27 protein-coding genes are annotated in these 25,577 nt (G+C 68.8%); 10 read left to right on the forward strand and 17 right to left on the reverse strand.

Going from position 1 to position 25,577, the window contains the following annotated elements:
• Positions 1-18 precede the first annotated feature (18 nt).
• From OHA40_RS33445 to OHA40_RS33475, 7 genes are all read right to left on the reverse strand, one after another.
• A complete protein-coding gene (locus OHA40_RS33445) occupies positions 19-1,128 on the reverse strand; it encodes a HAMP domain-containing sensor histidine kinase (RefSeq protein ID WP_330230790.1) in 1,110 nt (369 codons plus the stop codon).
• Positions 1,115-1,825, reverse strand: coding sequence for a response regulator transcription factor (locus tag OHA40_RS33450; protein ID WP_330230791.1), 711 nt, complete (start codon positions 1,823-1,825; stop codon positions 1,115-1,117). Before OHA40_RS33450 ends, OHA40_RS33445 begins: the two co-directional genes overlap by 14 nt.
• A 414-nt stretch (positions 1,826-2,239) precedes the next feature.
• Positions 2,240-2,587 (reverse strand): hypothetical protein, encoded by a 348-nt coding sequence (locus OHA40_RS33455; RefSeq protein WP_330230792.1) that lies wholly within the window; start codon positions 2,585-2,587, stop codon positions 2,240-2,242.
• 736 nt (positions 2,588-3,323) lie between these two features.
• Positions 3,324-4,109, reverse strand: coding sequence for an RNA polymerase sigma factor SigF (locus tag OHA40_RS33460; protein ID WP_330230793.1), 786 nt, complete (start codon positions 4,107-4,109; stop codon positions 3,324-3,326).
• Complete coding sequence (locus OHA40_RS33465) at positions 4,099-4,530, reverse strand: ATP-binding protein (RefSeq protein WP_330230794.1); 432 nt, start codon at positions 4,528-4,530, stop codon at positions 4,099-4,101. Before OHA40_RS33465 ends, OHA40_RS33460 begins: the two co-directional genes overlap by 11 nt.
• A gap of 161 nt (positions 4,531-4,691) precedes the next feature.
• Entirely contained in the window at positions 4,692-5,375 is a 684-nt protein-coding gene (locus tag OHA40_RS33470) for a PAS and ANTAR domain-containing protein (protein WP_442943871.1), read from the reverse strand.
• Between the two features lie 115 nt (positions 5,376-5,490).
• The gene (locus OHA40_RS33475) at positions 5,491-5,904 is read right to left on the reverse strand and encodes an STAS domain-containing protein (protein WP_330230795.1); all 414 of its coding nucleotides are present in this window, start codon (positions 5,902-5,904) and stop codon (positions 5,491-5,493) included.
• A 386-nt stretch (positions 5,905-6,290) separates the two neighbouring features.
• Between OHA40_RS33475 and OHA40_RS33480 the strand changes: the two genes are divergently transcribed.
• Positions 6,291-7,502 (forward strand): glycosyltransferase, encoded by a 1,212-nt coding sequence (locus tag OHA40_RS33480; RefSeq protein ID WP_330230796.1) that lies wholly within the window; start codon positions 6,291-6,293, stop codon positions 7,500-7,502.
• A 34-nt stretch (positions 7,503-7,536) separates the two neighbouring features.
• Here OHA40_RS33480 and OHA40_RS33485 read toward each other — a convergent pair whose 3' ends face one another.
• The gene (locus OHA40_RS33485; protein WP_330230797.1) at positions 7,537-8,034 is read right to left on the reverse strand and encodes a DUF6328 family protein; all 498 of its coding nucleotides are present in this window, start codon (positions 8,032-8,034) and stop codon (positions 7,537-7,539) included.
• Positions 8,021-8,446 carry a ChaB family protein gene (locus OHA40_RS33490; protein ID WP_330230798.1) on the reverse strand — a complete coding sequence of 142 codons (426 nt, stop codon included), beginning with the start codon at positions 8,444-8,446 and terminating at the stop codon, positions 8,021-8,023. The genes OHA40_RS33485 and OHA40_RS33490 overlap by 14 nt, the downstream gene beginning before the upstream one ends.
• Positions 8,447-8,575: 129 nt before the next feature.
• Here OHA40_RS33490 and OHA40_RS33495 point away from each other — a divergent pair, with 129 nt between their 5' ends.
• Genes OHA40_RS33495 through OHA40_RS33505 form a run of 3 tightly spaced genes read left to right on the forward strand, consistent with a single transcriptional unit; the run spans position 8,576 to position 10,133 of the window.
• Complete coding sequence (locus OHA40_RS33495; protein ID WP_330230799.1) at positions 8,576-9,139, forward strand: nucleotidyltransferase; 564 nt, start codon at positions 8,576-8,578, stop codon at positions 9,137-9,139.
• Complete coding sequence (locus tag OHA40_RS33500; protein WP_330230800.1) at positions 9,139-9,408, forward strand: BON domain-containing protein; 270 nt, start codon at positions 9,139-9,141, stop codon at positions 9,406-9,408. Before OHA40_RS33495 ends, OHA40_RS33500 begins: the two co-directional genes overlap by 1 nt.
• Positions 9,409-9,413: 5 nt before the next feature.
• Positions 9,414-10,133 (forward strand): metallophosphoesterase family protein, encoded by a 720-nt coding sequence (locus OHA40_RS33505; protein ID WP_330230801.1) that lies wholly within the window; start codon positions 9,414-9,416, stop codon positions 10,131-10,133.
• A 9-nt stretch (positions 10,134-10,142) separates the two neighbouring features.
• On the opposite strand, the gene OHA40_RS33510 is transcribed toward OHA40_RS33505, so the two are convergent.
• Positions 10,143-10,562 carry a CBS domain-containing protein gene (locus OHA40_RS33510; RefSeq protein ID WP_330230802.1) on the reverse strand — a complete coding sequence of 140 codons (420 nt, stop codon included), beginning with the start codon at positions 10,560-10,562 and terminating at the stop codon, positions 10,143-10,145.
• Between the two features lie 197 nt (positions 10,563-10,759).
• Here OHA40_RS33510 and OHA40_RS33515 point away from each other — a divergent pair, with 197 nt between their 5' ends.
• The 5 genes from OHA40_RS33515 to OHA40_RS33535 all read left to right on the forward strand — a co-directional run bounded on the left by OHA40_RS33515 (position 10,760) and on the right by OHA40_RS33535 (position 14,805).
• Positions 10,760-11,098, forward strand: coding sequence for a hypothetical protein (locus OHA40_RS33515; protein ID WP_330230803.1), 339 nt, complete (start codon positions 10,760-10,762; stop codon positions 11,096-11,098).
• 77 nt (positions 11,099-11,175) lie between these two features.
• On the forward strand, positions 11,176-11,637 hold the full coding sequence (locus tag OHA40_RS33520) for a hypothetical protein (RefSeq protein ID WP_330230804.1): 462 nt from the start codon (positions 11,176-11,178) through the stop codon (positions 11,635-11,637).
• The gene (locus tag OHA40_RS33525) at positions 11,634-11,957 is read left to right on the forward strand and encodes a hypothetical protein (RefSeq protein WP_330230805.1); all 324 of its coding nucleotides are present in this window, start codon (positions 11,634-11,636) and stop codon (positions 11,955-11,957) included. The genes OHA40_RS33520 and OHA40_RS33525 overlap by 4 nt, the downstream gene beginning before the upstream one ends.
• Positions 11,958-12,296: 339 nt before the next feature.
• A complete protein-coding gene (locus OHA40_RS33530; protein WP_330230806.1) occupies positions 12,297-13,232 on the forward strand; it encodes a glycosyltransferase family 9 protein in 936 nt (311 codons plus the stop codon).
• Positions 13,233-13,281: 49 nt separating this feature from the next.
• Positions 13,282-14,805 (forward strand): FAD-dependent oxidoreductase, encoded by a 1,524-nt coding sequence (locus OHA40_RS33535; protein ID WP_330230807.1) that lies wholly within the window; start codon positions 13,282-13,284, stop codon positions 14,803-14,805.
• Between the two features lie 109 nt (positions 14,806-14,914).
• On the opposite strand, the gene OHA40_RS33540 is transcribed toward OHA40_RS33535, so the two are convergent.
• From OHA40_RS33540 to OHA40_RS33565, 6 genes are all read right to left on the reverse strand, one after another.
• A complete protein-coding gene (locus tag OHA40_RS33540; RefSeq protein ID WP_330230808.1) occupies positions 14,915-15,442 on the reverse strand; it encodes an AAA family ATPase in 528 nt (175 codons plus the stop codon).
• A gap of 146 nt (positions 15,443-15,588) precedes the next feature.
• Positions 15,589-16,449 (reverse strand): SDR family oxidoreductase, encoded by an 861-nt coding sequence (locus tag OHA40_RS33545; RefSeq protein WP_330230809.1) that lies wholly within the window; start codon positions 16,447-16,449, stop codon positions 15,589-15,591.
• Between the two features lie 78 nt (positions 16,450-16,527).
• Positions 16,528-17,565, reverse strand: coding sequence for a PP2C family serine/threonine-protein phosphatase (locus OHA40_RS33550; RefSeq protein WP_330230810.1), 1,038 nt, complete (start codon positions 17,563-17,565; stop codon positions 16,528-16,530).
• Positions 17,566-17,877: 312 nt separating this feature from the next.
• The gene (locus OHA40_RS33555; protein ID WP_330230811.1) at positions 17,878-18,918 is read right to left on the reverse strand and encodes an AraC family transcriptional regulator; all 1,041 of its coding nucleotides are present in this window, start codon (positions 18,916-18,918) and stop codon (positions 17,878-17,880) included.
• Positions 18,919-19,133: 215 nt separating this feature from the next.
• Positions 19,134-19,778 (reverse strand): pentapeptide repeat-containing protein, encoded by a 645-nt coding sequence (locus OHA40_RS33560; protein WP_330230812.1) that lies wholly within the window; start codon positions 19,776-19,778, stop codon positions 19,134-19,136.
• A 167-nt stretch (positions 19,779-19,945) separates the two neighbouring features.
• On the reverse strand, positions 19,946-23,149 hold the full coding sequence (locus OHA40_RS33565; protein WP_330230813.1) for an acetyl-CoA carboxylase family protein: 3,204 nt from the start codon (positions 23,147-23,149) through the stop codon (positions 19,946-19,948).
• Between the two features lie 55 nt (positions 23,150-23,204).
• Here OHA40_RS33565 and OHA40_RS33570 point away from each other — a divergent pair, with 55 nt between their 5' ends.
• A complete protein-coding gene (locus OHA40_RS33570) occupies positions 23,205-23,813 on the forward strand; it encodes a TetR/AcrR family transcriptional regulator (protein ID WP_330230814.1) in 609 nt (202 codons plus the stop codon).
• On the opposite strand, the gene OHA40_RS33575 is transcribed toward OHA40_RS33570, so the two are convergent.
• A complete protein-coding gene (locus OHA40_RS33575) occupies positions 23,808-25,391 on the reverse strand; it encodes a flavin-containing monooxygenase (protein ID WP_330230815.1) in 1,584 nt (527 codons plus the stop codon). The genes OHA40_RS33570 and OHA40_RS33575 overlap by 6 nt on opposite strands.
• Between the last annotated feature and the right edge of the window lie 186 nt (positions 25,392-25,577).

The raw sequence follows: 25,577 nt of genomic DNA on the forward strand, positions 1-25,577 counted from the left end.
GACTTCTTTACGGTCGTGTTACGGATGGATGTCGCCCAACCTGGGCAGGCGCACGACGAAGCGCGCGCCGCCGCCCGGCCGCTCGGTGCATTCGACCCGGCCGTGATGGGTGGCGACGGTCTCGGCCACCAGCGCGAGGCCGATGCCTGTCCCACCCGATGAGCGACGGCCACTGCGGGCGGTCGCGAATCGTTCGAAGATGCGCGTCCGGTCCGCGGACGGCACACCGGGTCCCGCGTCATCGACGGCGATTACCGCGTCGGTGCCATCGCGGTGCACGGTGACCGCGACCACACCGCCGCCGTGCCGGTCGGCGTTGTGCAGCAGGTTGGCCACCGCACGTTCCAGCTCCAGCTTGCGGCCCCGCACGGTGACGTCCTGGTCGACGGTGAGCACCTGCGCCGGGTAGCGGCGATCGGCCAGCGTGTGGGTGAGCAGCTCGCGCACCGACAGCGGCTCGGCGTCGCCGTGGTGCATGCCCGCCTCCACCCGGGCCAGCGCGAGCAGATCGTCCAGCAGCCTGCGCAAGTGGTCCACCTCGGCGGTGACCAGCGCCACCGCCCGCTGGGAGCGCTCCGGCAGATCACCGCGGTGCCGGTTGAGCACGTCGACGCTGGCCATCAGGGTGGTCAACGGCGTGCGCAGCTCGTGGCTGACGTCGCCGAACAGACGATGCTCGCGTTCGATGCGCCGTTGCAGCGAGTCGAGCATGGTGTTGAACGATTCGACGGTGATCGCCAAGTCCTGGTCGCCGCTGGTGGGTATCCGCAGGTCGAGGTCACCGGAGGCGATCCGCGCGGCCGTAGCGGCGAGCTGGTGCAGGGGGGTCAGCACCCGCCTGCTCGCCCACCAGCCGACCGCCGCACCGATCAGGGTGACCACGACGGCACAGCCGATCAGCACGTTACGCAGCAGTTCCAGATCGGCGTTGAGGTCACCGGACGGCTCGCCGCTCGCGCGCTGCCGCTGCGCCTCCAGATAGCCGCGGCTGATGACGAACACCGAGACCACGAGCACCAGCGACATCAGCGCGGCGATGGCCGCGAAGGCGGCGGTCACCCGGGCGCGCAGGCTCCAGGCGCCCGGACTCCAGCGTTTCGCGTCGAAGCTGCGCTCAGCGGCGGACATCGAGGCGGTAGCCGAGCCCGCGCACCGTCACCACGATGTGCGGATCGGACGGATCCCGTTCGATCTTGGTGCGCAACCTGCGCATGTGCACGTCCACGATCCGCTCGTCACCGAAAAACCCACGGTCCCAGACGCGTTCGAGTAGTACGGTGCGGCTGAGCACCCGTCCTGGCGACTCCGCCAGCTCGCACAGCAATCGGAACTCGGTGAGCGTGAGCCGGATCTCCTCGTCGCCGCGGCGCACCACGCCGCTGTCCTGCGCGAGCACCAGGGGTGCCACGTCATCGGCCTCGAGCACCATTTCCTGCGGCGTCTCCCGCTCAGCGGTGATACGGGCGCGCCGGCGCACCGCACGCATGCGGGCGGTGATCTCCTTGATCTCGAACGGCTTGGTGACGAAATCGTCGGCCCCCGCCTCCAGTGCGGCCACCACGTCGTGGGTGTCGTCGCGAGCGCTGACCACGATGATGGGAACGTCGTGGTCGCGGCGGATCTCCCGGATACATTCGAACCCGTCCATGCCGCCGAGCATCAGATCGACGATCATCACATCGGGCACGCCATTGCTTCGCAGATGGATGAGCGCGTCTTCGGCTTCCTCCGCCTCATCGACGGCGTAGCCTTCGTCCTCCATTGCGAGACGTAACGCACCACGTACCCGGTCGTCGTCTTCCACGATCATCAGGTTTGCGCTCAAGACCTTATCCCTTGCAGACATGCGGAAGCGCGTCACGATGCGGATTACCGCATCCCCATACCGACGCGACCTTCCGCTTTCGAGCAACCTTGCTCGAGTTCGGGTACCCGAAACACCGGCCGGTAAACGTCCGGCAGACCGGCGCGGGCACCACTGGATCGCCCACACACGCTATATGCCCGACCGCCCCGGAGGCGATCGGGTCATCGACGGTGCCGGACCTGCCGTCATCGGCGGGACCGCGCAGGACACCATCCGGTCTACGAGATCCCCTCGGCCGCAGGATCTTTCCGTCGACCTACGGGTAGCGATCACACCGCGACCCCTCGCAGAGGCGCAAAAGGGTCACGATCACACTGGGGTCAGCACCACCGGGACGGACTCGGCCGTCGACGGTGACCGGACTCACCTCGGCTACCGGGGCGCTTCCAAACGGTTGAAATTACTCGGGGATCCGTCGGCATTGCGCTCCTGATACCAGAAGCGCAGCTTCCTGGCGTCGAACGTGGCGAACCATTCGTCCCATCCCACCCGGCGCAGCACTGCGCCCCCGTACCTGGGGAAATCGAACCGCAGCACGCCGAGCCGTCCGTCGTGCTCGCTGCCCGGTACGGTCGCGGGCCGGGCGCCACGCTGCTGCGCCCAGCGACGGATGACGTCGTGATTCCGCGTGACGGAAACACCCTTGACTTGGGTCTTCGACCCAGGACTACCCGGCGCGAACTGCGGATTCCGGGTGCCTGGTCGGCGCTGGTCGGTCATGACGAGCTCCTCGAGCCATCGGCATCTGTTGTCCGGCTCCTGACTGACTACCCGGGGGACATACTCCGCAAACTGGTCGCCCGAACCGCCGGTAATCCCAGCACCGGACAGGTTCGTCCCGCAACCGCTGGGTAACCGGCCGGTGTCGGACCCTGCGCACGGCGCACCCGCCGCAGCGCGGCGCCGACGACCGAAACGAGGAGGAGTTCGCATGCGCAGTGTCAGCACGGCGCGGCCGGTCCCGGACCCCGTTCCACCGACGCCCGAGCCGGACCCCGTGCCGCCCATCCCGGAACCGGTGCCGCCGATTCCGGAACCGGACCCCATCCCGGATCCGAATCCCGTTCCTCCGGGACCTGGTCCGCTGCCGCCGGTACCCGGACCACCGCCCCGGCCGCCGACTCCTGGACCGGTGCCGCCCCCTCCGGTGCCCGGTCCCGGCACCCCGTCGCCGGACCCGCGGCCGCCCGGTCCATCGCCGGATCCCCGGCCACCGGACGCGCTGTAGGCGTACCTCCGCCCCTCCGCCTTCGCTCCGGCCGTGCGCGGGCTGACGACGGACTACGTCCGACTGCACCCATCAGGCGTACCTCCCGCCTTCGCTCCGGCCGTGCGCGGGCTGACGACGGACTACGTCCGACTGCACCCATCAGGCGTACCTCCCGCCTTCGCTCCGGCCGTGCGCGGGCTGACGACGGACTACGTCCGACTGCAACCATCAGGTGTACCGGAAGGTTCAGTCGCGCAGCGCCTGTTCCCGCAGGGAGTTCAACGTCCTGGACAGGATGCGGGAGACATGCATCTGGGAGACGCCGAGGCGCTCGGCGATCTGGTTCTGGGTCAGCGACTCGAAGAACCGCATGATCAGCACCTGACGCTCGCGCTCGGGAAGCTCGCCGATCAGCGGTTTCACCGCCATGAAGTCTTCGACCAGGTGATACGAGGGCTCCTCGGCGCCGAGGCTGTCCAGCAGGGGCAACGGCGCGTTCTCGATGTCGTCGCCGGCCACCGCGTCGATGGACGACGACTGGTAGGCGTTCCCGGCGATCAACGCCTGGGTCACTTCGACCAGATCGACATCCAGCTCCACCGCGATCTCCCTGGCCTTCGGCATCCGGCCGAGTCGTTGCGAGAGCATCTCGACAGTCGCGCCGATGCTCAGCTGGATTTCTTTGGTCCGGCGCGGCACCCGCACAGCCCAGGTGTTGTCCCGGAAATGCCGCCGGACCTCGCCCATGATGGTCGGCACCGCGAACGACAGGAACGACGATCCGCGCGCCACATCGAACCGGTCCGCGGCTTGCACCAACCCCAGCCGCGCGACCTGCAGCAGGTCGTCGAAGTTCTCGCCTCGTCCGGAGAACTTCCGCGCGATATGCTCGGCCAGCGGCAGACAGCGTTGGATGAGTTCCCGGCGCATCGCGTCCCGGCGCGGGTCGTCTGCGTCCAGGGCGGCGATCTTCTCGAACAGCGGTTCGATGTTGTCGTAGCTGTCACCGCGCGATCTCGACTCACCCGTCATCCGCGGCACCCCGCACCCAGCTGAAATCGATCACCGTCGGATATCCGCCGAGCATGCCGTCGTAGGAGCCTTGGGCGGCGGCGATCGAATCGGTCAGGGTCCGCACGATATGCCAGCCGAATCCGGCCTGGCCGATCACCGACTCCGAGACCGCGACCGCGGAGACGTGCACGAACATCTTGTCGGCGTCGTAGGTGAACTCACAGTCGACCATCGAGCCGGGCACGGCGTCCAGGATGAGCGAGGTCGCCACCTCGTCCAGCGCGAGCCGGATATCGGTCACCTCGTCCAGGGCGAAGTCCGCGATGAGAGCGACGGTCTCGGAGAGGGCACGCAGCATGGTCAGCTGCTCCAACTGGGCGGGCACGCGCACGCCGATAGTCGTTGTTTCGGTCGAGGATCGGGAACTCCACTCCCCCATGCCCATCACCACCTTGTCCTCGCAGCCGCCGCACGGCGGCCTTGATACCGCTGCGGGTTTTCCGAGCCGCCGAAACACCGCACTCGCCGCGGACGTGAATCGAATGGCCGCCGCGCTCCTCGGTCGTTGACGTACCCCCCACCGGCGGATCGAAACCCGGGTCAGTCGACGCCGATCCGTTCGTGGGCGGTGAGCAACAGGTGATCGAATTGGGTGCGTAAGCCCACCGTCGCGCCGGTCAGCCCGGGCAGGTCGGCGACCAGTCGCGCGGCCAGAGTGCGCAGCTTCACGTTGGTCTCCTGCGACCGCCAGCTCAGCACCCGGAATGCCTGCTCGGCGCTGACGCCGTAGACCAGCATGAGGGCGCCCTTCGCCTGTTCGATCACCGCCCGGGCGGCATACAACTCCGGCAGCGTGTCGTCGAGCGTTTCCTGCCGGTGTTCCTCGAGCGTGTCGGTGACGTCGATGTAATACCCGGAAGTGCCGACCACCTGGCCTTCTTCGTCCGCCATGCGATCGGCCACCAAGATCACATGGTGGACCACCCCGGTGGTATCGATGATCCGATGGCGGCTGGAGAACGGCTCCGCGTCCTCGATCGACCTCGCCAAGGCACTGGCCACGGCGGCGCGGTCGTCCGGGTGCTTGTGCGTCAACAGCAACTCCGTCGTCGGCGTCACCGTCCCCGGCTGATAGCCGTGCATCAGGGCCACCTCGTCCGACCATTCCCATCGCTGGTCGCCGAACCAAAACCGAAAACTACCGACGCTCTGCGGCGTCCCCATCCCTATCACCCGGTTCAGCGCGAGGGTTTCCTCGGGCTGAACCGACCCACTCTCACTCACAGCAGAAGTATCCGTTGCCGACGCACGCTGTGCGAGCAGATCGGGACGCGTACTGTCGCTGGGCGCGTGTTCGGGGATGGTGGTCAGCGCACGACGGTGCCTCGCCGACGCTCGCTCACGCGTCCAACGCCGTACGCATCGAGGGATAGCGCGGGAAGAGCGACCGCACGCCGGTGACCTCGAGTGCGCGCTCGACTCCCGATCCACCCGCGACGATCCGCAGATCAGGACCCCCGGACACGGTCCTCCGGAGCGCGCCGAGCCGCACGGCCGCGCGCAAACTCATAAACCTCGCCGCCCGCAGATCGATCACAACGGCCTCGCACGGTGACTGCAACGCTCGGTCGACCGTGGCGAAGAACTCGGCCGACACGGCGGCGTCCAACTCGCCTTCGACCCGGACCACCACACATTCGCGGCGGCGATCGACCCGCTGTGCCCACAATCGGTTGTCGCGCCGACGTGCCGGTCCCGAACCGTTGAGATGCACGCCCTCGGCATGCTCCCGGAGCAGAGAAATGGCAGACAAGTCGAACCTCCCATCCAGGGGATTCCAGTCCTCCGCGACGGCTGGGGCGAGGGGCGGCGCCTGCGGTGAATAGGTTGTCATGCCGTCCCATCGACCGGGTGCGCCGTCTGCGTCGAACCGGGGTCGGCTGTTATCTCAACCTCCCTACAGTGTGGCACGGCCGACCCGTTCCCGATAGCGTTCGGCGGGAGAACCTCACACCGCCGGAACACCCGCGACCGGGCGCTTCGCCTACCCGGTCGCGGGCGCGTCTTCCGTGTGGGGTTTCGTCCGCCCGCCTCGGGGCAACCCGGCACATATCACCCGAACGTCACGCGATGCCGGTCGTTGGGCAGCCGCGCGGATTCGCGCGTCCGGCGGCGCCCGCGACGAGAACGGAGCAACCGGTGAAGATCGCCATGGTTTCCGAAGACGTCAGCCCACTCGCCGAGGGGAGTCGCACCGACCCGGGAGGGCGGGGTCCGCACGTGGCCGGACTGTCCGCGGCGTACGCGCGGCGCGGGCACGATGTGACCGTCTACACCCGGCGTACCAGTGCCGAAACTCCCGCCGAACTCGTCGCCGACGGCGGCTACCGCGTCGTGGCCGTGCCTGCCGGACCGCCTACTCCGCTGCCCGGCGACCGGACACTGCCCTACCTCGGCGAATTCGGGACGTTCCTGCGGAAGCACTGGACCGCCGAGCCACCGGACATCGTGCACGCACACCACTGGATGTCCGGGCTCGCCGCCGAGCTCGCCTCGCGCGCGCACGGCATCCCGGTCGTGCTGACGTTTCACGGACTCGGCACGGTGCAACGGCGCTGTGAAGGTCTGGCGGATCAGAGCCCGCGCTCGCGGATCCGGTTCGAGCGGCTGATCGCGACCCGGGCGGCGCATGTGGTGACGACCTGCTCGGACGAGACCGTGGAACTGACCAGGATGGGGGTGCCGCGCTTCCGCACCTCGATCGTGCCCTGCGGCGTCGACCTCACCGCGTTCACCCCCGAAGGAAGCTGCGCCGATCGGCACGCCAGGCATCGGTTGGTCGCCGCGGGAGAACTGGTGCGGCGCAATGGATTCGACGCGGTGATCAAGGCGCTGCGGGAACTGCCGGACACCGAACTGGTGATCGCGGGCGGCCCGGCGCCGGACGACCAGGACAACATCGAAGGCCGAAGGCTGCGCCGCGTCGCGGCGGATCACGGGGTGCGGGAACGCCTTCGGCTGATCGGACCCGTGGCGCGGCCGATGTTGCCGCGCCTGTACCGCTCCGCGGACATCGTGGTGTGCACGCCCTGGTACGAGCCGTTCGGAATGGTGGCGCTGGAGGCGATGGCATGTGGCAAGCCGGTGGTCGCGACGGCCGTGGGCGGCCTGCTCGACACGGTGGTCGACGGCGTGACCGGGCGGTTGGTCGCTCCGCCCGACCCGGAGGCGATCGCGCGCGCGGTGCGCCCGCCGCTGCATGACGCGACGTTGCGTGAAACATGGGGCGCCGCAGGCTATCAGCGTGCGGCGAGCCGCCATTCCTGGGATCACGTCGCGGTGGAGACGCTCACCGCCTACCACCGTGGTGCGCCCGCGCGGGCCGCGGGCGTCGTGTCCTGGGCCAGGTGATCGGGCATGACCGGGCTCGGCGATCGGCGCGGGCTCAGCGATCGGCCGATGTGCCGCGCCAGCGCCAAGGCGCGATGAGCCACGCCAACAGAAACAGCGCGGAGAGGATGATTCCAGCGGCCACCGCTTCTGCCCTCCCCGCCACGTAATCCACGACGAGGACCACTGCCCCGACCAAGGCGAGTCCCAGCAACGCGATGCCCGCCATCGCGCAGCGATGCGCCGCGGCGACGACATTGCCCAGCCGGTGTCGTCGGAACAGGATGCGATGCCAGGACACCGGCGCGACCAAGAAGACCGTGGCCCCGACGGCGGCGCTCAGCGTAACGATGTAGAGCGTTCGCATGGCTGGCGACAACGTGCCGAACGACGCCTCGAACGGCAGGATCAGCAGTGCCCCGAACAGGAACTGCACGCCGGTCTGCACGACGCGCAGTTCCTGGATCAGACTGGCCCAATTGCGATCCAATTGTTCGAGTTCGGTCTCACCACGCTCGCGGCGCCCCCAGGCGTAGTCGTCATTCTCTGGCACGCTGGGTCTCCTGGCGATTACGTCTCTCGATCGCCTCGACGAGTTCGTCCTTGGTCATCCGGGAGCGGCCCGGGATCGACAGCCGTCGGGCGACGGCGAGCAGGTGCTCCTTCGGCGCGTTGGCGTCGACTCCTTCGGCGGTCTCCCCCTGCGTCCCCGGGCCACCGATCTCGGCGCGTTCGCCGGAAGGGCCGCGGCGTGGTTTGGGCTCCCAGTGGTCGCCGGTCTTCTCGTAACTGTGCTTCAGCGCGGCGCAGGCGACGCGATGGGCGCGCTTCTCGTTGCCGTCGTACTGTTCGAGTGCGGCGTCGTGCGCCTCCGCGAAGGTTCGCTGAGCCTTCTCGTCCGACCGGCGCAGGGTGCTCGGCAACTCGGACTGTTCGACTTCGCCGCGTGCCGTCGTCTTGGGCATGGTCGTTCCTTCCATGTCGTCCGGTAGTCCGGAAGCCGCTCGCGACGTGTCCCGCGGGCCATCTCCGCATCGGGTCGCATACCCGGTAAAACCTCGATTAACCTGGGGTCTGCCGGGTATCACCGCTGCATGCTCGTCACCACCGATCAGTTGCTGCACGCGCTCACCCGCGCGGTGAACGCGCTGGCCGCTACCGATATCCGGTTCGCGGTGGCGGGCGGCTGCGCGGTCTACGCTCGCGGCGGGCCTGCCTCGCAACACGACGTCGACATCTTCGTGAAACCCGCCGACGCCGCGCGCGCGGTCCATGTCCTGGCGCGTGCGGGACTTCGGGTATGCGAACCGCCGGAGAACTGGCTGCGCAAGGTCTACGCCGACGACATCCTCATCGACCTGATCTACCGTCCGAACGACCGCGAGGTGACCGACGAACTGCTCGATCGCGCCACCGTGATGCGGATCGGACCGGCCAAGGCCCTGGTGATCAGCGGCACCGACCTGATGGTGGACAAGATGCTCGTCTTCGACGCCCACCGCCTCGACCTCAGCCCGATCCTGCATATCGCGCGCGACCTGCGGGAACAGGTGGACTGGGAGATGGTGCGCGAGGAGACCAAGGCGTCGCCCTACGCGCGGGCCTTTCTCGGCCTGCTGGACGATCTCGGCATCACCCGCACCGGAAAGGTGGACTGATGGAGCAGCCGCAATACGTCGTCGCTCATCTGCGCCGCGCGTTGGCCGAGGATCCGCGCACCGCCGAACTCGGGGCGCAGGTGACCATCCGCGGCGATGTCGTGGTGCTCGGCGGCGAAGTGAGCAGCGAAGAGCGCAAGCGGCAGATGGAAACCGTGGTGCGCGAGCAACTTCCGCACGCGCGCATCCACAACGACGTCCGTGTCACCCGACCCGCGGCGCCTCTGGAAACCGAGACGCTCGAGCCGGACGAATCCGAAAGGAGTTGAGCGGCATGCGGATAGCCGCGGTCGGGGACGTACACATGGGCGTGGATTCCCGCGGGCAGTGGCGGCCCGCGCTGCGCGAGCTGCCCGAGCGAGCCGACATCCTCCTGCTCGCCGGCGATCTGACGCGCCACGGCACCGTCGACGAAGCAAAGGTCGTCGCCGAAGAGTTCGCGGACCTCGGCGTGCCGGTCGCCGCCGTGCTCGGCAACCACGATTACCACTGCGACGCCGAGCACGACATCGCGTCTCTGCTCGGCGACCACGGCATCACTGTCCTGGAAGGGTCCTCGGTGACGCTGACCGTCGGCGGGACCACGCTCGGAGTCGCGGGCACGAAAGGCTTCGGCGGTGGGTTCGCGGGCAAGTGCGCCAGTGTCTTCGGCGAACGACTGATGCGCGAATTCGCCGGGCACACCGTGGAAGTAGCCGACGCGCTGGGCGGTGCGCTGGCCGCGCTGGACACCGACGTCACGGTCGCGCTCACGCACTACTCCCCCGTCAGCGACACGCTGCACGGCGAGCCGCGGGAGATCTACCCGTTTCTCGGGTCCTACCTGCTCGGCGAGGCGATCGATGCGCACGGCGCCGATCTGGCGTTGCACGGCCACGCGCACGCGGGCGCCGAGCGCGGCACGACTCCGGGCGGCATCCGGGTGCGTAATGTCGCCCAGCCGGTGATTCGCGCGGCGTACGCGGTCTATGACCTGCACCCGGCCGCGGTCTGAGCACGCTGATCAGAAGTCGGTCGAGATGGCTTCCACCGTGCTGCCCGACTCGGTGTTCTCGACGGTGGTGGCGACGTCTGCCTGAGCGATGATGCCGACCAGTTGGCCATTCTCCAGCACCGGCACGCGCCGTACCTGATGCTGCGACATCACCGACATCACCTTGCGTACGTCGTCGTTCGCGTCGACGGTGACCAGTTCTTCGCCGCCGAGTTCGCCTGCGTCCACCCCGAGGGGGTCCTTGCGCTGGGCGATCACTTTGACGACGATGTCGCGGTCGGTGAGCATGCCCTTCAGCCGGTTGTCCTCACCGCAGATGGGCAGGGCGCCGACATTCAACTCCGCCATCCGCTGCGCGGCCGTGACGATCGTGTCACTGGACCGGACGCATTCCACGTCTGGGGTCATGATGTCCCGTGCTGTTGTCATCGGTGTCCTCCTGGGACGTCCTGGTTGATGCGAGCGCCCGCCGATCGGGCGACTCGCTCAGGTCGTACCCGCGTTTCGGTTCTCGTAACGCGGGCATCCGACAGGTATGGCGGCCCAGGGCCACCGATTCGAATGCTTCCCGAACCCTGGCCACCTGAGCACCGAAATCGTTGCCGCTCAAGAGAAAGGACAGTCCGATGCTGCCAGCACCGAACGAATCGAACGCGGGATCCGGCGCCGGTGAGCAGCACGGATCGCACGAGACTTTCCCCGACCACGCCCGCACCGTTCGCACGCACGCCGGGGAATCCATCGAGGACGCCCGGAACTGGCCGGGCATCATCCTGGTCGGGATCGGCATCGTGACCATCGCGCTCACGCTCACCGCGGCCGGATACGGGTTCGCGGGCTGGGCGGTCGTCGCCGGTGTCGTCAGCGCTGTGTGCGTCGTCGCAGGCGTGCTCGTGATAGTCGCCGAACATCGCCGAATCAAAGCGCGTGAAGGCAGGCGGCTGAGGGACGCGGCCGGTCACTGATCGACCGGACGGGCAATCGCGTGCCGGATACCGCGGCTCGTGTCGCGACCCCCGTGCTGATTCCGAGGGAGAAGACAATGACAGACCAACGCAATCGGGCCTTGGTTCGGCTCGCCTTGATCACCTGTGCGTGCGCGGCGGGTTCGGCGCTGGCGGCATGTTCCGGCAACGACGACAGTGCCCCCGTTCCGGCGACGCCCGGTCCGGAGACGGTCTCGATCACGATGCCGGGTCCGGACCGGACGGACGTGCCGAACCCCGACCAGATCACGCCGGAGGCGGCGAAGCAGTTGTGCGACATGACGCGCGCCGACCTCGACACCTGGCGTGATCAGGGGACCACGATCGCCAAGGTGAGCTTCAACGGAACCGTGCATAACTGGGCGATCCGCAACGGAGGTCTCAACGACTTGATCGTCACCGACCGCACAGTCATCGACACCGCCACCACGCAGAACTGCCCCGACGTGCGCCAGCAGGCGCTGGAGGCCCTCGACGTCCCCGATCTGGCCTCGGCACTGGCGGGGGTCGGGCGATGAGGGCCGCGGCCCGGCCCGGCCGGCTGGGCGTCGTTCTGGCCGTTCTGGCCGTGTGTGCGGCAGGTTGCGGGGACGAGCCGCAGAAGGTGGTGAACAAGGGCGGCGACACCCCGTGTAACGAATTCGTCGCCCAGGACCCCGGCAAGCAGCGCATCACGACGGAGAAATTCCTCGAGCAGGAACGCGAGGGCGATGGAACGCCGGACGCACGCACTGTGGATGCCGCGATCGCGGCGATCGAATTGATGTGCGCGGCACAGGCCAATCCGGATACCCCGATCCGGAAGGCGGATCTCACCGGCATTCTCGTGCCGAAATAACGGGATGGGATGCCCTCGCGAGAGTGGAAACCACAGGTTTCGAACCGCACGGACCGGGCATCACCCAAGTCACAACAGCTCACTCGAGCTGCGCATACCGCTCCCGCCATGGTTGCCGAGGCGCCGAACCGAGCGGGAGTACCGCCGGACCCTGATGCGCATGTCCTCGCCAACGGCGTCGAGGACGGCATCGTCCGGCGACTTCGAGGCGCGGCTTTCCCGGCATCCGCGCAGGATTTTCCGGCGAGCGGCTCGAAGGTTGTGGCACACCCGCCCCGGGTCGCCAACGACGTCGTCCCGGCGGCGGGTCCACCCGCAGCGACCACTATGGAGGCATCCGTGACTGTCACGCTCGTGCTGTGCGCGCACGGGCTGCGCGAGCTGCTGACGGCGGTTCCCGCCCTGCGCGCGTTACACGACGCAAAACGGCGGCACCGGCTCGTACTCGCTACGCCGGGCTGGCTGCGCCCCATCGTCGAACTCGCCGATTGCGTCGACGAACTGCACGCGACCCCGATGGGGGACGTGCTGCGCTGGAACGCGCCCCCGCCCGCCTTCGCGGTCGATCTGCACGGCACGGGAGCCGATAGCATCAGTGCGCTGCTCGCGACCGGCCCGGAATACATCATCGCGCACCGACACAAAGAGTTTCCCCAGGTGTGCGGCCCAGCGTGGCAGCCGGACCTGCCCGAGACCGCGCGGTGGTGCCGTCTGCTGGAATGGGTCGGCATTCCCGCCGATCCGGCTCGCCTGGATCTAGCACCGCCGCCGGAGAGCACCGGCGAGCGAGAATCCATCGTCGTGCACCCAGGTGGTGCGCCCGCGCGGCGCTGGCCGGCAGAGCGGTTCGCTGCCGTGGCGGCCGATCTACGCGAGTGGGGACGCCCGGTGCGCGTCGTCGGCAGCGCCGCGGACCGTCCGCTGGCCTGCCGCGTCGCAGAACAGGCCGGATTGCCCGAAACCAGTGTGCTGGCGGGTGAACTCACGCTGCGCGAGCTCGCCGTGCTGGTGGCCGACGCGGCGCTCGTGCTGAGCGGTGACACGGGCGTGGGGCACCTGGCCACCGCGTTCGGCACCCCGTCGGTGCAGATCTTCGGCCCCGAGTCGCCCGCGATAGCGGGACCGCCGTCGGAACGGGAGGCGCACATCGTCCTGTGGGCAGGCCGTGTCGATGACCCGCTGGCCGATGCTCCCGCGCCGGGGCTGACCATGATCAGCATCGCCGAAGTGGTCGCCGCCGCGGATCGGCAGCTCACCAGCCGGGTGCAGGTGTGACGAGCGAGCACGGGCGTTTCGGCATGTCGAGACCGGCTATTTCGGGGTTATGACGTCCCTCTGGTTGCACGGCGCGCAGATCCCGGCACGATTGCGATTGACCCCGGGTTCGCGCTTCGACACGGTGGTGATCGGCGCGGGACTCACCGGTTTGGTGACTGCGCTGCTGCTGGTCGAGAACGGCATCGCGGTGGCCGTGGTCGAAGGCAGGCGCGTCGGGGCGGGAACGACCGGTTCCACCACGGGAAAGATCAGCCTGCTGCAGGGAACCCGTGCTCAGCAGATCGCGGCCCACCACTCCGATCACGCCTTGCGCGACTACGTCGAGGCGAATCGCGCAGGGCAGGAATGGTTGTTGCGTTTCTGCGCCGCGCACAGCGTTCCGGTCGAGCGGGTCGCCGCGCTGACCTACGCGCAGAACGAGGACGAAATGTCCGCGGTGCGCGCCGAATACGCCGCGACGCAGAAGGCGGGTCTGGCCACCGAACTGCTCGACGAACTCGATGTCCCGTTTCCGGCCTACGGCGCCGTGCGCCTCGCCGATCAGGCGCAGCTCGATCCGATGGCGCTGCTGGCGGCGCTGGCGGCCGACGTGGAGTCACATGGCGCGCCGATCTACGAGTCCACTCTGGTGCGCGGCGTGCACCACGGTGAGCGGGGCGATCTGGTGGTGTCGACCGAACACGGCGAACTCGCCGCGCGCACGGTGGTGTTGGCCACGGGGACACCGATTCTCGATCGCGGCGGATTCTTCGCCCGGCTCACTCCGCAGCGGTCCTACTTGGCCGCATTCGGCGTGGACGGCCCGATTCCGCACGATATGTACATCAGCGCGGGCAGCCCGACGCGATCCCTGCGCCGGGCTGCGGGACCGGACGGCGAACTATTGCTCGTCGGCGGAAACGGCCACGTCGTCGGCCGCGGCGGATCGGCGCGGAAGAAGGCCGACGATCTGGTGAGCTGGGCGCGGACCTGGTTCCCCGCCGCTAACCCGGTGCACCAGTGGTCCGCCCAGGATTACACGCCGGTCGACGAGCTGCCCTACGTGGGGCCTGTGTTGCCTGGACAGAACGACATTCAGCTGGCCACCGGATACGCCAAGTGGGGACTGACCAACGGCGTCGCCGCGGCCATCGTGCTGGCCGGTCGGCGCATCGGCAACCCGCCGGACTGGGCGGGCGCGCTGGCCAGCTGGCGCCCGAGTGAACTCAAGGCGCTGCCCGCGGCGACGAAGATGAATGGCGCGGTGGCCCAGCACCTTTCCGCGGGCTGGCTGCGCGCGGTCACCCGGCACGATGGCGCCGCCCCGCCCGAAGGATGCGGCACGGTGCTGCGCGAGGGTCTGCACCCGACCGCGGTGTGCACGGTGGACGGCAGCACCACGCGGGTATCCGCGATCTGCCCGCACCTGTACGGCATCGTGAGCTGGAACGACGCCGAACGCACCTGGGACTGCCCGCTGCACGGCTCACGGTTCACGGCCGACGGCACGTTGCTCGAGGGTCCGGCCACCAAATCGCTTACTCCACTGCAGATCCCGCGCGGTACCCCCGGAGCGGACCCGACCACGTAGTCCCGCACTTCCGCACGCGGGGCGACGCATACCGGACTGTCCGTCGAAACCTGCCCGAGCAGCGTCCGACGCCGGAGCGTTGCCAGAACTCGATCGCAGGACGCCGCGATCAGTCGCCCAAGGGGCGAGCGTCGGCAAGGATCGTATCGACGGTCTGCTGGACCGTCAGGTCCGAGGTGTCCAACCAGAGCCCTATCCGGGGTGTGCTCTCCCGCAGCACCATGTCCAGACCCATGATGGTGAACTCGTCGTAGGCGTCCTTGCCACGCCCCGCCTCGCGGGAGGCGACCACCTCCGGACGTGGCGCCAGCACGACGACGTACAGCGGACGCGTGATGATCAGCTCCGCCATCCAGGGCAGGAATTCGCCGAGGACGATGTCTTGCACGACCACCGTGAACCCGGCGTCGGCGTAAGCGTCGGCCGCGCCCGCGGCCAGGCTGTAGCGCAATCGGAGCTGGTCGAGCGCCTCAGGTGACGGATCGGAGCTCATCTCCGCGCGGCCGTTCACGACGAATCGCCGGAAGGTGTCGCCGCGCACGTGCGCGGACCGCGGCAGCCGTTCGGCGAGTGCCTGCGCGACGCTGGACTTGCCCGCGGCCTGGATGCCGGTGATCAGATAGACGGCGGATGCCATGGTGATCATGATCGCGCGCCATCGCGGAGCCGTCGAGCCGTTTTCGTCGAACGCATCCGGCGACGACCGCGGTTTGCCCGACAACACCCGATGGTCCGGTATAGACCTTTGACGCGCTGTTCAGCCGACGGTTGTCTCTCCAGCCCTCAGCGGGCGGGCGCGCCGGCCTTCTGCTCGACATAGCGGGTCATCGCCCAGTTCAGCCCGCGCATCGCGAGGGTGTACGCGGGTGGGAAGTATCGCTGGGCCCAGAAGCCGATGCGGATGTCGTGCGAGGTGAAGACCAGGTACCGATTCCGCTCGACGCCGCGCACGATCGATCGGGCCGCCGCGTCCGGCGTGACCGCGTGCCGCATGAACAGCGACACCCCGCGCTGCACCGCCTCGGCGGTACGGTCGACGCCCGCGATTTCGACGCTGTCGACCATCGGCGTGGCCATCGCACCCGGACACACCAGGCTGACCCCGATACCGTGCCGGGCCAGATCGAAACGCAGCACCTCCGACACCCCGCGCAAACCGAACTTGCCCGCGCTGTACGGCGCGTGCCATGGCAGTCCGAACAGTCCCGCGGCCGATGACACGTTCACCAGATGCCCGCCGCGTCCGGCCGCGATCATCTGGGGGACGAACGCTTCGATCACGTGGATCGGGCCCATCAGGTCGATGTCGATGGTGCGCCGCCACTGCGCGTGCGTCAGCTGGTCGACGGTCCCCCAGGTCGCGATCCCGGCCACATTCATGACGATGTCGACACTGCCCACCGCGGCGTGCGCCTCCGCCGCCAGCGCGACGACCTGGTCGTAATCACTGACGTCGGCGGCATTGGCCAGGTGCACGGTCGCGCCTGCCGCACGCGCGTCGGCGGCGGTCTGCGCGAGGCCGTCGGCGGCGATGTCGGTCAGAACCAGCGCGGCGCCCTTGGCCGCGGCCGCGAGTGCCGTACTCCGACCGAGGCCGCTGGCCGCCCCGGTGATCAAACAGGTCTTACCGCCGAACTTCGTCATAATCGACGACCATACGCAACCATGAACATCACTGTCTATGGAACCGGGAAATGGTGTCCCGCAACCTTCCGGCGGACCTCACCGGCCGTCATCCGGGCGGCCCGACCAGGGCACCGGAGCCAGCGCGACGGTGATGTTGTCGCCGCCGCCGCAACGCAATGCGAACTCGCCGAGCGTGTCGGCCGCCGTCGCTGGATCGGCTCCAGCGACCTGTTCGGCCAAGGCGGACGCGGCAGGCAGATAGTTCCACAACCCATCCGAGCACAGCAGCAGCATGCCGGGACCCGTGATACGCATCGTCCGCACGCAATTGTCCGCCCATGGCTCCGGCGGGCTGTCCGCACCCAGCCAGCGGATCAGCGTGTGCGCCCGCGGGTCGGCCATCGCCGCTCGCTCGTCCAGCGCACCGGCGTCGACCAGGGCTTGCGCCCAGGAGTCGTCGACGGTCAAGCGCCGCGAGGGCTCGTTGCCCGCCTGGTCGCCCGGCTCCGCCAGCCAATATGCCCGGCTGTCACCGACGTTGGCGACGGTGATCTCGGTATCGGCGCCGTTGTGCACCACGATGGCGGACACGTAGGTGCACGATGGAGCCGGGCCATCGGGAACGTCGACGTCGCGGACGGCCTGCGCCGCGGCGGCGAGTCCCTGCATGATGGCGTCGGTCGGGGCCTGCCCGCCGGCCAGCGCCGCGGCGGTCGCGCCGACACCCGCGCGGACTGCCGCGGCGGAGGCCACCTGCGGCCGCGCCGAGGTCGAGACTCCGTCGCTCACCGCGATCACCACGGTCGTGGACGCCCCGGTAATCGCACTGTCCAGTACCCCTGCGGCGACAGCGTCCTCGTTGCGCGTATGGACGATTCCGCGATCGGTCAGCACCGCGACAGCGCCGAGGTCGGCGTCGAAGCGATCCGGGACCAGCCGGGACCGGCCGCAGTGCGCGCATCGTCCGTCGGTGTCACAGCGAGTTCCCCCGCACTGCGGGCACGGGGCCGGATCGTGGGCGGGCAGCGCGACGTAGCGGTAGCCGAGTTCGCGGTCGCAGGACGGGCAACGGCGGCTGTCGAGACCGACCGCCGCACACCCCGCGCAGCGTAGGTCGCTGCCGTCGTCACTCATCGGACCGCTCCCGGGCCGACCGGCGACGGCGTCGCGACCGGTTCTCCGGCGCTGTCCGTGAGTCGTTGGCCCGAACGTAACCACAATGGCTCCTTGCTGGTGCGAACGTCCACACCGTCCTCCTTCGTCTCCCCGCCCGGCCAACTCCGATCGCGATAGTACGGCAGCGTTCCCGGCGTCAGATCCCAGTGCTGGATCGACCGGGCGCTCAGCCGAGATCGCGGTAGCCGACGGTCTGCCGCCGCAGCGGCGGCAACCGGTGCGGCGGCATACGCGCGGACGGACAACGCGCCGCGAAAGCGCCCGCGTCGCTCAGACCAACTCGGGCGCGCGACAGGGCCGAGGGCCGCGCGAGCGGAAGGTCTGCGGCGGGCAGCCTTGCCAGCGACGGAAGGCCCGGATGAAGGAGGCGGCTTCGGCGTAGCCGAGCCGGGCGGCGACCTGTTCGGTGGTCATATCGGTGTGCGCGAGCAACACTTCCGACATCGTCTGCCGCACTTCGTCGAGCAGAGCCCGGAACGACGTTCCCTCTTCGTGCAGGCGGCGCGACAGTGTGCGCGAACTCATGTACAGGCCGAGCGCGACCGTCGCCTGATCGGGAATCTCCCCCGGGTTGCGCACCAGCAGATCTCGGACCGACGCGGCGACGCCGGTGCGGGTGCGGCGCCGGTCGAGCAGATCGCGGCACAGTTGGCCGCAGCTGTCCCGCGCGGCGTCATTCGGCGGTGGCAGCGGCTGATCCAGCAGGCCGCGATCGAAGACCACTCCGCTCACCACCGCGCCGAAAACCGGAACGACGCCGAAGATCTCGCGATAGCGCTTGATGTTCCGCGGCGCCGCGTGCCGGAAACTCACCCGCCGGACGGGGACGCCGACGGTATACAGCTCCCGATCGAAGGCGGGCAGCCCCGCCAGCGTCATTTCGGCGAAGAACGCCCGCATGCCCGGCGGAATCTCCGTGTCCTGGAACAGCAGCCGCGCTTCGCCGTCGGCTTCCGCGAAGCTCAGCCGACCGAGCGGCACGGTATGACCGGCACTGCGCTGCGCCACCTCGATCAGCTCGCGCAGTGTCCGGCTACCGAGCAGCGCGAGCCCCCACGGTCCGCGCAAGTGGAAGCGCTGACGAGCCGCCGCCTCCAGACCGAGTCCGGGTTCGTCGCCGAACCTGCCCAGCACCGTGTGCACCACGCGTAATTCGTCGTGCACCCTGATCTCGGCGGACGGATCGAGCAGCGCCGCAGGCGCCACCGCCGTTCCGGCCAGGCACTCGGTGGGCGCCATCCCGCGCTCTCCGGCGATACGCACGAGAGCACGCACGCCCGCGGTGCTGCGGAGGGAATCCCGATCGACCATGGCTCCCATCCTCGATGAAGCGGTACTGCGCGGTACTGGCGCAATGTATCAATCGGGTGTGCCCCGCATCGGCGGATCGCCGAAATGGGGTTCCGGACGCGAGTCGGCCAACCCCTGTCGCACAGTCCTTTTCGGCGCCGTTCGTCGACCTCGCCGCCCCGGTGACGAGCTCATCCGCTCGGGTGCGTCGGGGTTCGATGCCGGTCCGGGACACCTCAGTCGCGCACGGTGATCCCAAGCGAACGCGCGAAGGCGGGCGCAAGGTCCATCAACTGCATGGGGGTGATCGTCGCGCCACGCAGGCTGTCGAGCCCGTCGCTCACGTCGACGGTGCGCGCCCCGCGCAAGTCCACCTTCGCCAACCGCGCCTTGCGCAACGACAGCCGGACCAATGTCGAGCCGGGCACCGTGAGGTCGGTGAGCGCGGCCTCGGCGAAATCGCAGTCACGCAGCACACAATCGATGAAGGACACCTCGCGCAACTGGGCGCCACGGAAGTTGACCGAGTCGAACTTGCAGCCTTCGAACCGCACCCGCCGCAGGTTCGCACCCGCCAGATCCACACCCGACATGGCGCCTGCCACCACCTCGCCATCCAGCCAGACCGTGTCGGCAAGCTCGGTGCCCACCCAGCGGACATGGCGCAGCCACACATCGCTGAAGCGGGTGTAGCGCAGGCTTCCCCGGTTGATGGCGATCGAGGTGAACACCGACTCGTTGAATCGGGCGTGTCGTACGTCGAGGTCATCCAGTTCGCCGCCATCCACTCGGACACAGTCGTAGTCGCCTTCCGCCTCGAGATCGCCCTCCGGAGCGGTGAGGTACCGCACGTAGGGCAGGTCGTCGAGTTCGCGCGCCATGCGTTTCCTCCAGTTCGTCGTGCAGCTCGGTCCACACCGAGTATTCCGGTGCGCCACGACAAGTTCGGCGCCACCGACGCGGACTCAATCGGCAGACTTGTCCAGCCGCGCGGTCCACGAGAGCAGGTAGCGCTGTTGCGGCGTACTCATGGTGTGCGGCGCCGCGGTCAGCGCAGTGTGCGGATCCAGCGGCGGGTATCGGCCGGATCGATGACGTCGTCGACTTCCAGGACCGTCGCGGCGGTGAGGGCCTTGCCGTTGGCGTAGGCGAGCTGGACCAGGTTGTCGAACGCCTCCTGCCGCTGGTCCGGATCGTCGATAGCGGCCAGTTCCTTGGCGAAGCCGAGACGGACCGCGCCCTCCAGGCCCATGCCGCCGATCTCCCCGGTGGGCCAGGCGACGACGAACCGTGGCGCGCGGAACGAGCCGGCGGCCATGGCTTGGGCACCGAGACCGTAGCCCTTGCGGACGACGACCGTTCCCAGCGGCACCGACAGGGCGGCGGAATCGATGAACAGGCGGCTGAACTTCGTGACCGTGGCGTCCTTCTCGGCCTCCGGGCCGACCATGAAACCCGGGGTGTCGCAGAGGGATACGATCGGCAGGCGATGCGCGTCGCACAGGCGCAGGAACATGCTGAGCTTGTCGGCGGCGGGCGCGTCGATGGCGCCGCCGTGCTGGTGGCAGTTGTTGGCGACGAGGCCGAACGGTCGTCCCTCGACGCGGATCAGCGCGGTGACGATCCCCACCGCCCAGTCGCGGCGCAGCTCCAACACCGACCCGACATCCGCGACGGCTTCGATCGCGGCGCGAATGTCGAACGCCCGCAGGCGGTTCTCGGGGACCACATGGCGCGCCAGGCGCGGGTCCGGCGCTGTCCAGTCCTCGGTCGTCCCTTGAAAGTAGGCCAGGTAGCGGCGGGCAATGGCGACCGCTTCGCCTTCGTCTGCCGCGACCGCGTGCACGACGCCGTTGCGGCGCTGCACGTCGATGGGGCCGATGTCTTCCGGGGCGTACACCCCGAGCCCGCCACCCTCGATCATCGCAGGACCACCCATCCCGATATTCGCGTCGGCGGTGGCGATTACGACGTCGCACATGCCGAGCAAGGCGGCGTTGCCCGCGAAACACCGTCCGGACACGATGCCGATCAACGGAACCCGGCCCGACAACGCGCCCATGGCGCGGAACGTGGTGACGTCGAGTCCGGAGATGCCGGGGTAGTCGGTGTCGCCGGGTCTCCCGCCACCGCCCTCGGTGAAGAAGACCACCGGAAGTCGTTGCTCGCGAGCCAGTTCCAGCATCCGGTCGGTCTTGGCGTGGTTGCGCATCCCCTGAGTACCCGCCAGCACCGTGTAGTCGTAGGACAGCACGACCGCGCGCGACCGGTCGAGGCCGAACAGATCCCCATTGACCGTGGCGACGCCCCCGATCAGACCGTCGGCCGGGGTGTTCGCGATCAGGTCCTCCTGGCTGCGACGTAGCCGCTGGGCGGCGACCGCGAGCGCGCCGTACTCGACGAAGCTGTCCGCGTCGACCAGGTCGGCGATGTTCTCGCGCACGGTCCGTCGTCCGAGCCGATGGCGTTTCGCGACCGCCTCCGGCCGGGATTCGTCCAGGCCGACGCGGTGGCGGACGCGGACCTCGGCGAGGTCGGCACGCACCGCGTCCAGGTCTATGGCGACACTGTCGCCTACCTCGCCGTCGTGCTCGGCGGCGACGAAGGTCAGCAGCGGTGCATGCCGGTCGACGACCGCTCCCGGCGCCACGACCTGGCGGCGCACGCACAAGGCTTCTTCGGCGCGTACGACATGCTGCATCTTCATGGCCTCCAGCACCGCGACCTCGCCACCGGCGGCGACGACGGCGCCGGGCTCGGCCAGGGCCACCACCGTGCCGCCCATCGGTGACAGCACCGCCTGCTCGCCGTCGGCCGGCAGCATCGAATCTGCCTCGACATCCGTGCTGCCCAGGCCGCGATGCAAGGTGCTGGACGAGGGCGCGGCGCTCGCGAAATCGCCTGCGCGCCCGACCAACTCAACGACGTGCTGCTCGAACCAGGAAGTCGGCACGACGCTGCCTTCCACCAGTTCCGCCGATATCGCGCGCAGCAGAGCGATGTTGGTGTCGACGCCGGTCACAATGGTCTCGGCCAACGCGTCAGCGCAGCGGCGCAACGCGGCGCGGTAGGAGGGGCCGGACGCGATGATCTTCGCCAGGAGGGAGTCGAAGAGCGGGCCTTGGCGCATCCCAGCGAACGCGGCGGTGTCGACGCGCACGCCGCTGCCGGTCGGTGCCGTGAAATGGGTCAGCGTGCCGGTGCCTGGCAGCACGTCACCGACCGCCGTGACGGTTTCGGCGTTGACCCTGGCCTGCACGGCGAAGCCGCGTGCCGTGCCCGCGTAGGGCAGCGTCAGGTCGGCCAACGTGCGGCCACGCGCGAGATCGCACTGCACCGCGACCAGGTCGATCCCGGTGACCGCTTCGGTCACGGTGTGTTCGACCTGTAGTCGTGGATTGACCTCGAGGAACCACGCGTCGTCGCCACTCACAAGGAATTCGACAGTGAGGACGCCGCGACATCCGACGGCTTCAGCGATCCGAACAGCCCACTGGTGCAACCGATCTCGCAGTGGCGCGGCGAGTTCGGGGGCGGGCGCCACCTCGAGCAGCTTCTGTTGCCGCCGCTGCACACTGCAATCGCGGTCGCCGACGCTGACGGCGTCTCGGCCGTCCGCGACGATCTGTACCTCGATGTGGCGGGCGTCGGCGACCAGCGCCTCCGCGTAGACCGCGTCGTCACCGAATCCGGCCAGCGCTTCGGCCCGGCATTGCTCGAAGGCTTGCGGAAGTGCCGCCACATCCCGCACCGGGCGCATCCCGCGCCCACCGCCACCTGCGGCGGCCTTCACCATCACGCCTTCGGGGTGGGCGGTGAGCAGTGCCGCGATCTCCGCGATGCCCGCGCCGCGACCGGTCGCCGGGATAACCGGGACACCTGCGCGCTCGGCCGCGGCACGGGCGGTGGTTTTGTCCCCGAAAACGCGAAGCGCCTCGGGCGCCGGGCCCACGAATACGAGGTCGGCAGCGGCACACTCGCTCGCGAACTCCGCGCTCTCGCTGAGGAATCCGTAGCCCGGGTGGACCAGCGCGCCCGGACCCGCCTGCTTGGCCGCCGCGACGACCGCCGCGACGTCCAGATAGGCGGCGGCGCCGACGCCCGGCAACGCTACGGCGTCGTCGGCCAGGCGGACGTGCAGCGCGTCCTGTTCCTCGGCGGTGTGCACCGCCAGGGTGCGCCAGCCACGTTCCCGGGCGGTGCGCAAGATCCGGACCGCCACCTCTCCCCGGTTCACCACGACGACATGCATGCCGCCCAGTGTTATTGACGTTGACGTCAACGTCAATATGGACGACGATCGTCCCGTGACCCAGTCCACCTGGTCGGTGCGCGCCGCCCGAGAGCGTTCGCATACCTCCCGGCACCGCGACCTACTCGACGCCGCGGCCCGGGTATTCGCCGCACGCGGCTACGACAACACCACCGTCGCGGCCATCACCGCCGAGGCGGGCGTCTCGCGCGCGACGATGTATGTCTATTTCGCCTCCAAGGAGGAGATATTCCTCGCGCTCGCCGCGCGGGTGCGCGACGACTTCCTGGCTGCTCAAGAGCCGGGCATCGAAGACGACGACCCGCGGACGATGTTGCGCGCCACCATCGCCTCGTCCGTCGCTGCCGTCGCCGCGGCGGGACCGCTGCTGCGCCTGATCAACGAGCGCGGCGCGGTGGACCCTCAAGTCGCGGCCCTGGCCGAGGAGATCACCGAACGCCCGATCCGACGCTTCACCCGTTACCTGCAACGCCAGCTCGAGGCAGGACGAATCGCACCGGTGGTAGCACCCCGCGTGGTCGCCGAGACCATCGTCTACGCGCTCACCGCGGGCGTCCTCGCCCGCCGGACCGCCGGCGAACGCAGCCGCGCCGAATACCGCGACGCCATCGGAACCGTCGCGCAAACCCTGCTGGGTCTATAGCGCACGACTCGGCGTCCCCGGATCGACACCGGGCGCGGCCGCTCCACGGGCCGTCCTGCTCGGCGCGTATGCCGACCGGCATGCCATAACCTCGCGGCACCGGGTGGTCGGCAAGTTCTCCGCCCTGGCGAAGGTGAGCACCCCATCCTCGAGCGCGCCCTTGCGCAGCAGCTTGCGGTCGCGGAAGTAGTTGTTGATCACCTGCCACGGACCGTTGGTGCCCTGCCGTGGCATCACCGCGTCGCCGCGCTGGATGTAGCCGGAGGTCAGCGCCCCGCCCATGACCGAATCCTGTCCTCGGTCGCCGTCGCGGGCGATGGCCTCCACCCGGCTGAACCCGTTGGCCTTCATGTGATTGAGCAGGCGGCAGAAGTATTCGGCCGCGAGGTCGGCCTTCAGCGTCCAGGACGCGTTGGTGTAGCCGAGCACCATCATGGCGTTCGGCACACCGTCGAGCATCGCGCCCTTGTAGACCACCCGGTCGCAGGTGACCACCGCCTCGCCGTCGATCTCCAGGCTCATGCCGCCGAGCATCTGCACGCTCAGGCCGGTGGCGCTGATCACCAGGTCTGCGGGTAGCTCCGCACCGGAGACCAGGCGGATACCGGTCTCGGTGAACGTCTCGATGCGGTCGGTGACGATCGACGCCTTGCCACTGCGCAGCACCTTGAACAGATCACCGTTGGGCACTACGCACAGGCGCTGGTCCCACGGGTTGTAGCTCGGGGTGAAGTGGCGCATGTCGATATCCGAGCCCACTTGCATTCGCACGGCGCCGAGCAGCAGCTTCTTGGCCGCCTCCGGATTGGTGCGGGAGAGCTGGAAGCTGGCGCGCTGCAACGCGATATTGCGGGCGCGTCCCATCCGGTAGACCACCCTGGTGGGGACCTTGGCCAGTTTCATACCCACCGCGACCGGATCGTCGGCGGGCAGCGCGGCGATGTAGGTCGGCGAGCGCTGCAGCATGGTGACGTGCGCCGCCGCATCGCTCATGGCCGGAATCAGCGTGATCGCGGTGGCGCCCGAGCCGATCACCACCACCCGCTTGCCCGTGTAGTCGAGATCGTCGGGCCAGTGCTGCGGATGCACGATCCGCCCGCCGAAACTCTCCTCGCCCGGGAACCGCGGGCGGTAGCCGTTGTCGTAGTCGTAGTAGCCGGTACAGCCGACGAGGAAGTCGCTCGTGTAGATCTCGGTCTCGCCAGTTCGCTCGTCGAGCGCCTCGACCGTCCAGGTGGACGTCGTGCTGGACCAGCGCGCCGTGGTCACCTTGCGGCCGAATCGGATGTGCTTGGCGACGCCGTACTCGGCGGCGGTCTCCTCGATGTACTGCTGGATGTGCGGCCCGTCGGCGAGCACTTTCGTGCCGTGCCAAGGGCGGAAGCCGTAACCGAAGGTGTACATGTCCGAGTCGGAGCGAATGCCGGGATAGCGGAACAGGTCCCAGGTGCCGCCGATGGCGCTCCTACGCTCCAGGATCGCGTAGCTGCGCCCGGTCTTCTCCCTGGTGAGATGACAGGCCATGCCGATTCCGGACAGCCCGGCGCCGATGATCAATACGTCGACATGCCGCATCATTGAGGTACTCGTTTCGTTCGATCAGCCCGCACCGTGGGCGCGTGCTCAGCCCAGAGTACGTGTTATTCATGGTTACGTCTAGTTGCGAATAGTGACACGGACGGGAATCCGAGTGAAAACCGGCCCGGTCGCAAACCGGTTCGGCGAGCGCATGGTGCCGATCCTGGAGCGCAAAGGACTGTGGCG

It is taken from the genome of Nocardia sp. NBC_00508, from assembly GCF_036346875.1.
Classification (GTDB): Bacteria; Actinomycetota; Actinomycetes; order Mycobacteriales; family Mycobacteriaceae; genus Nocardia.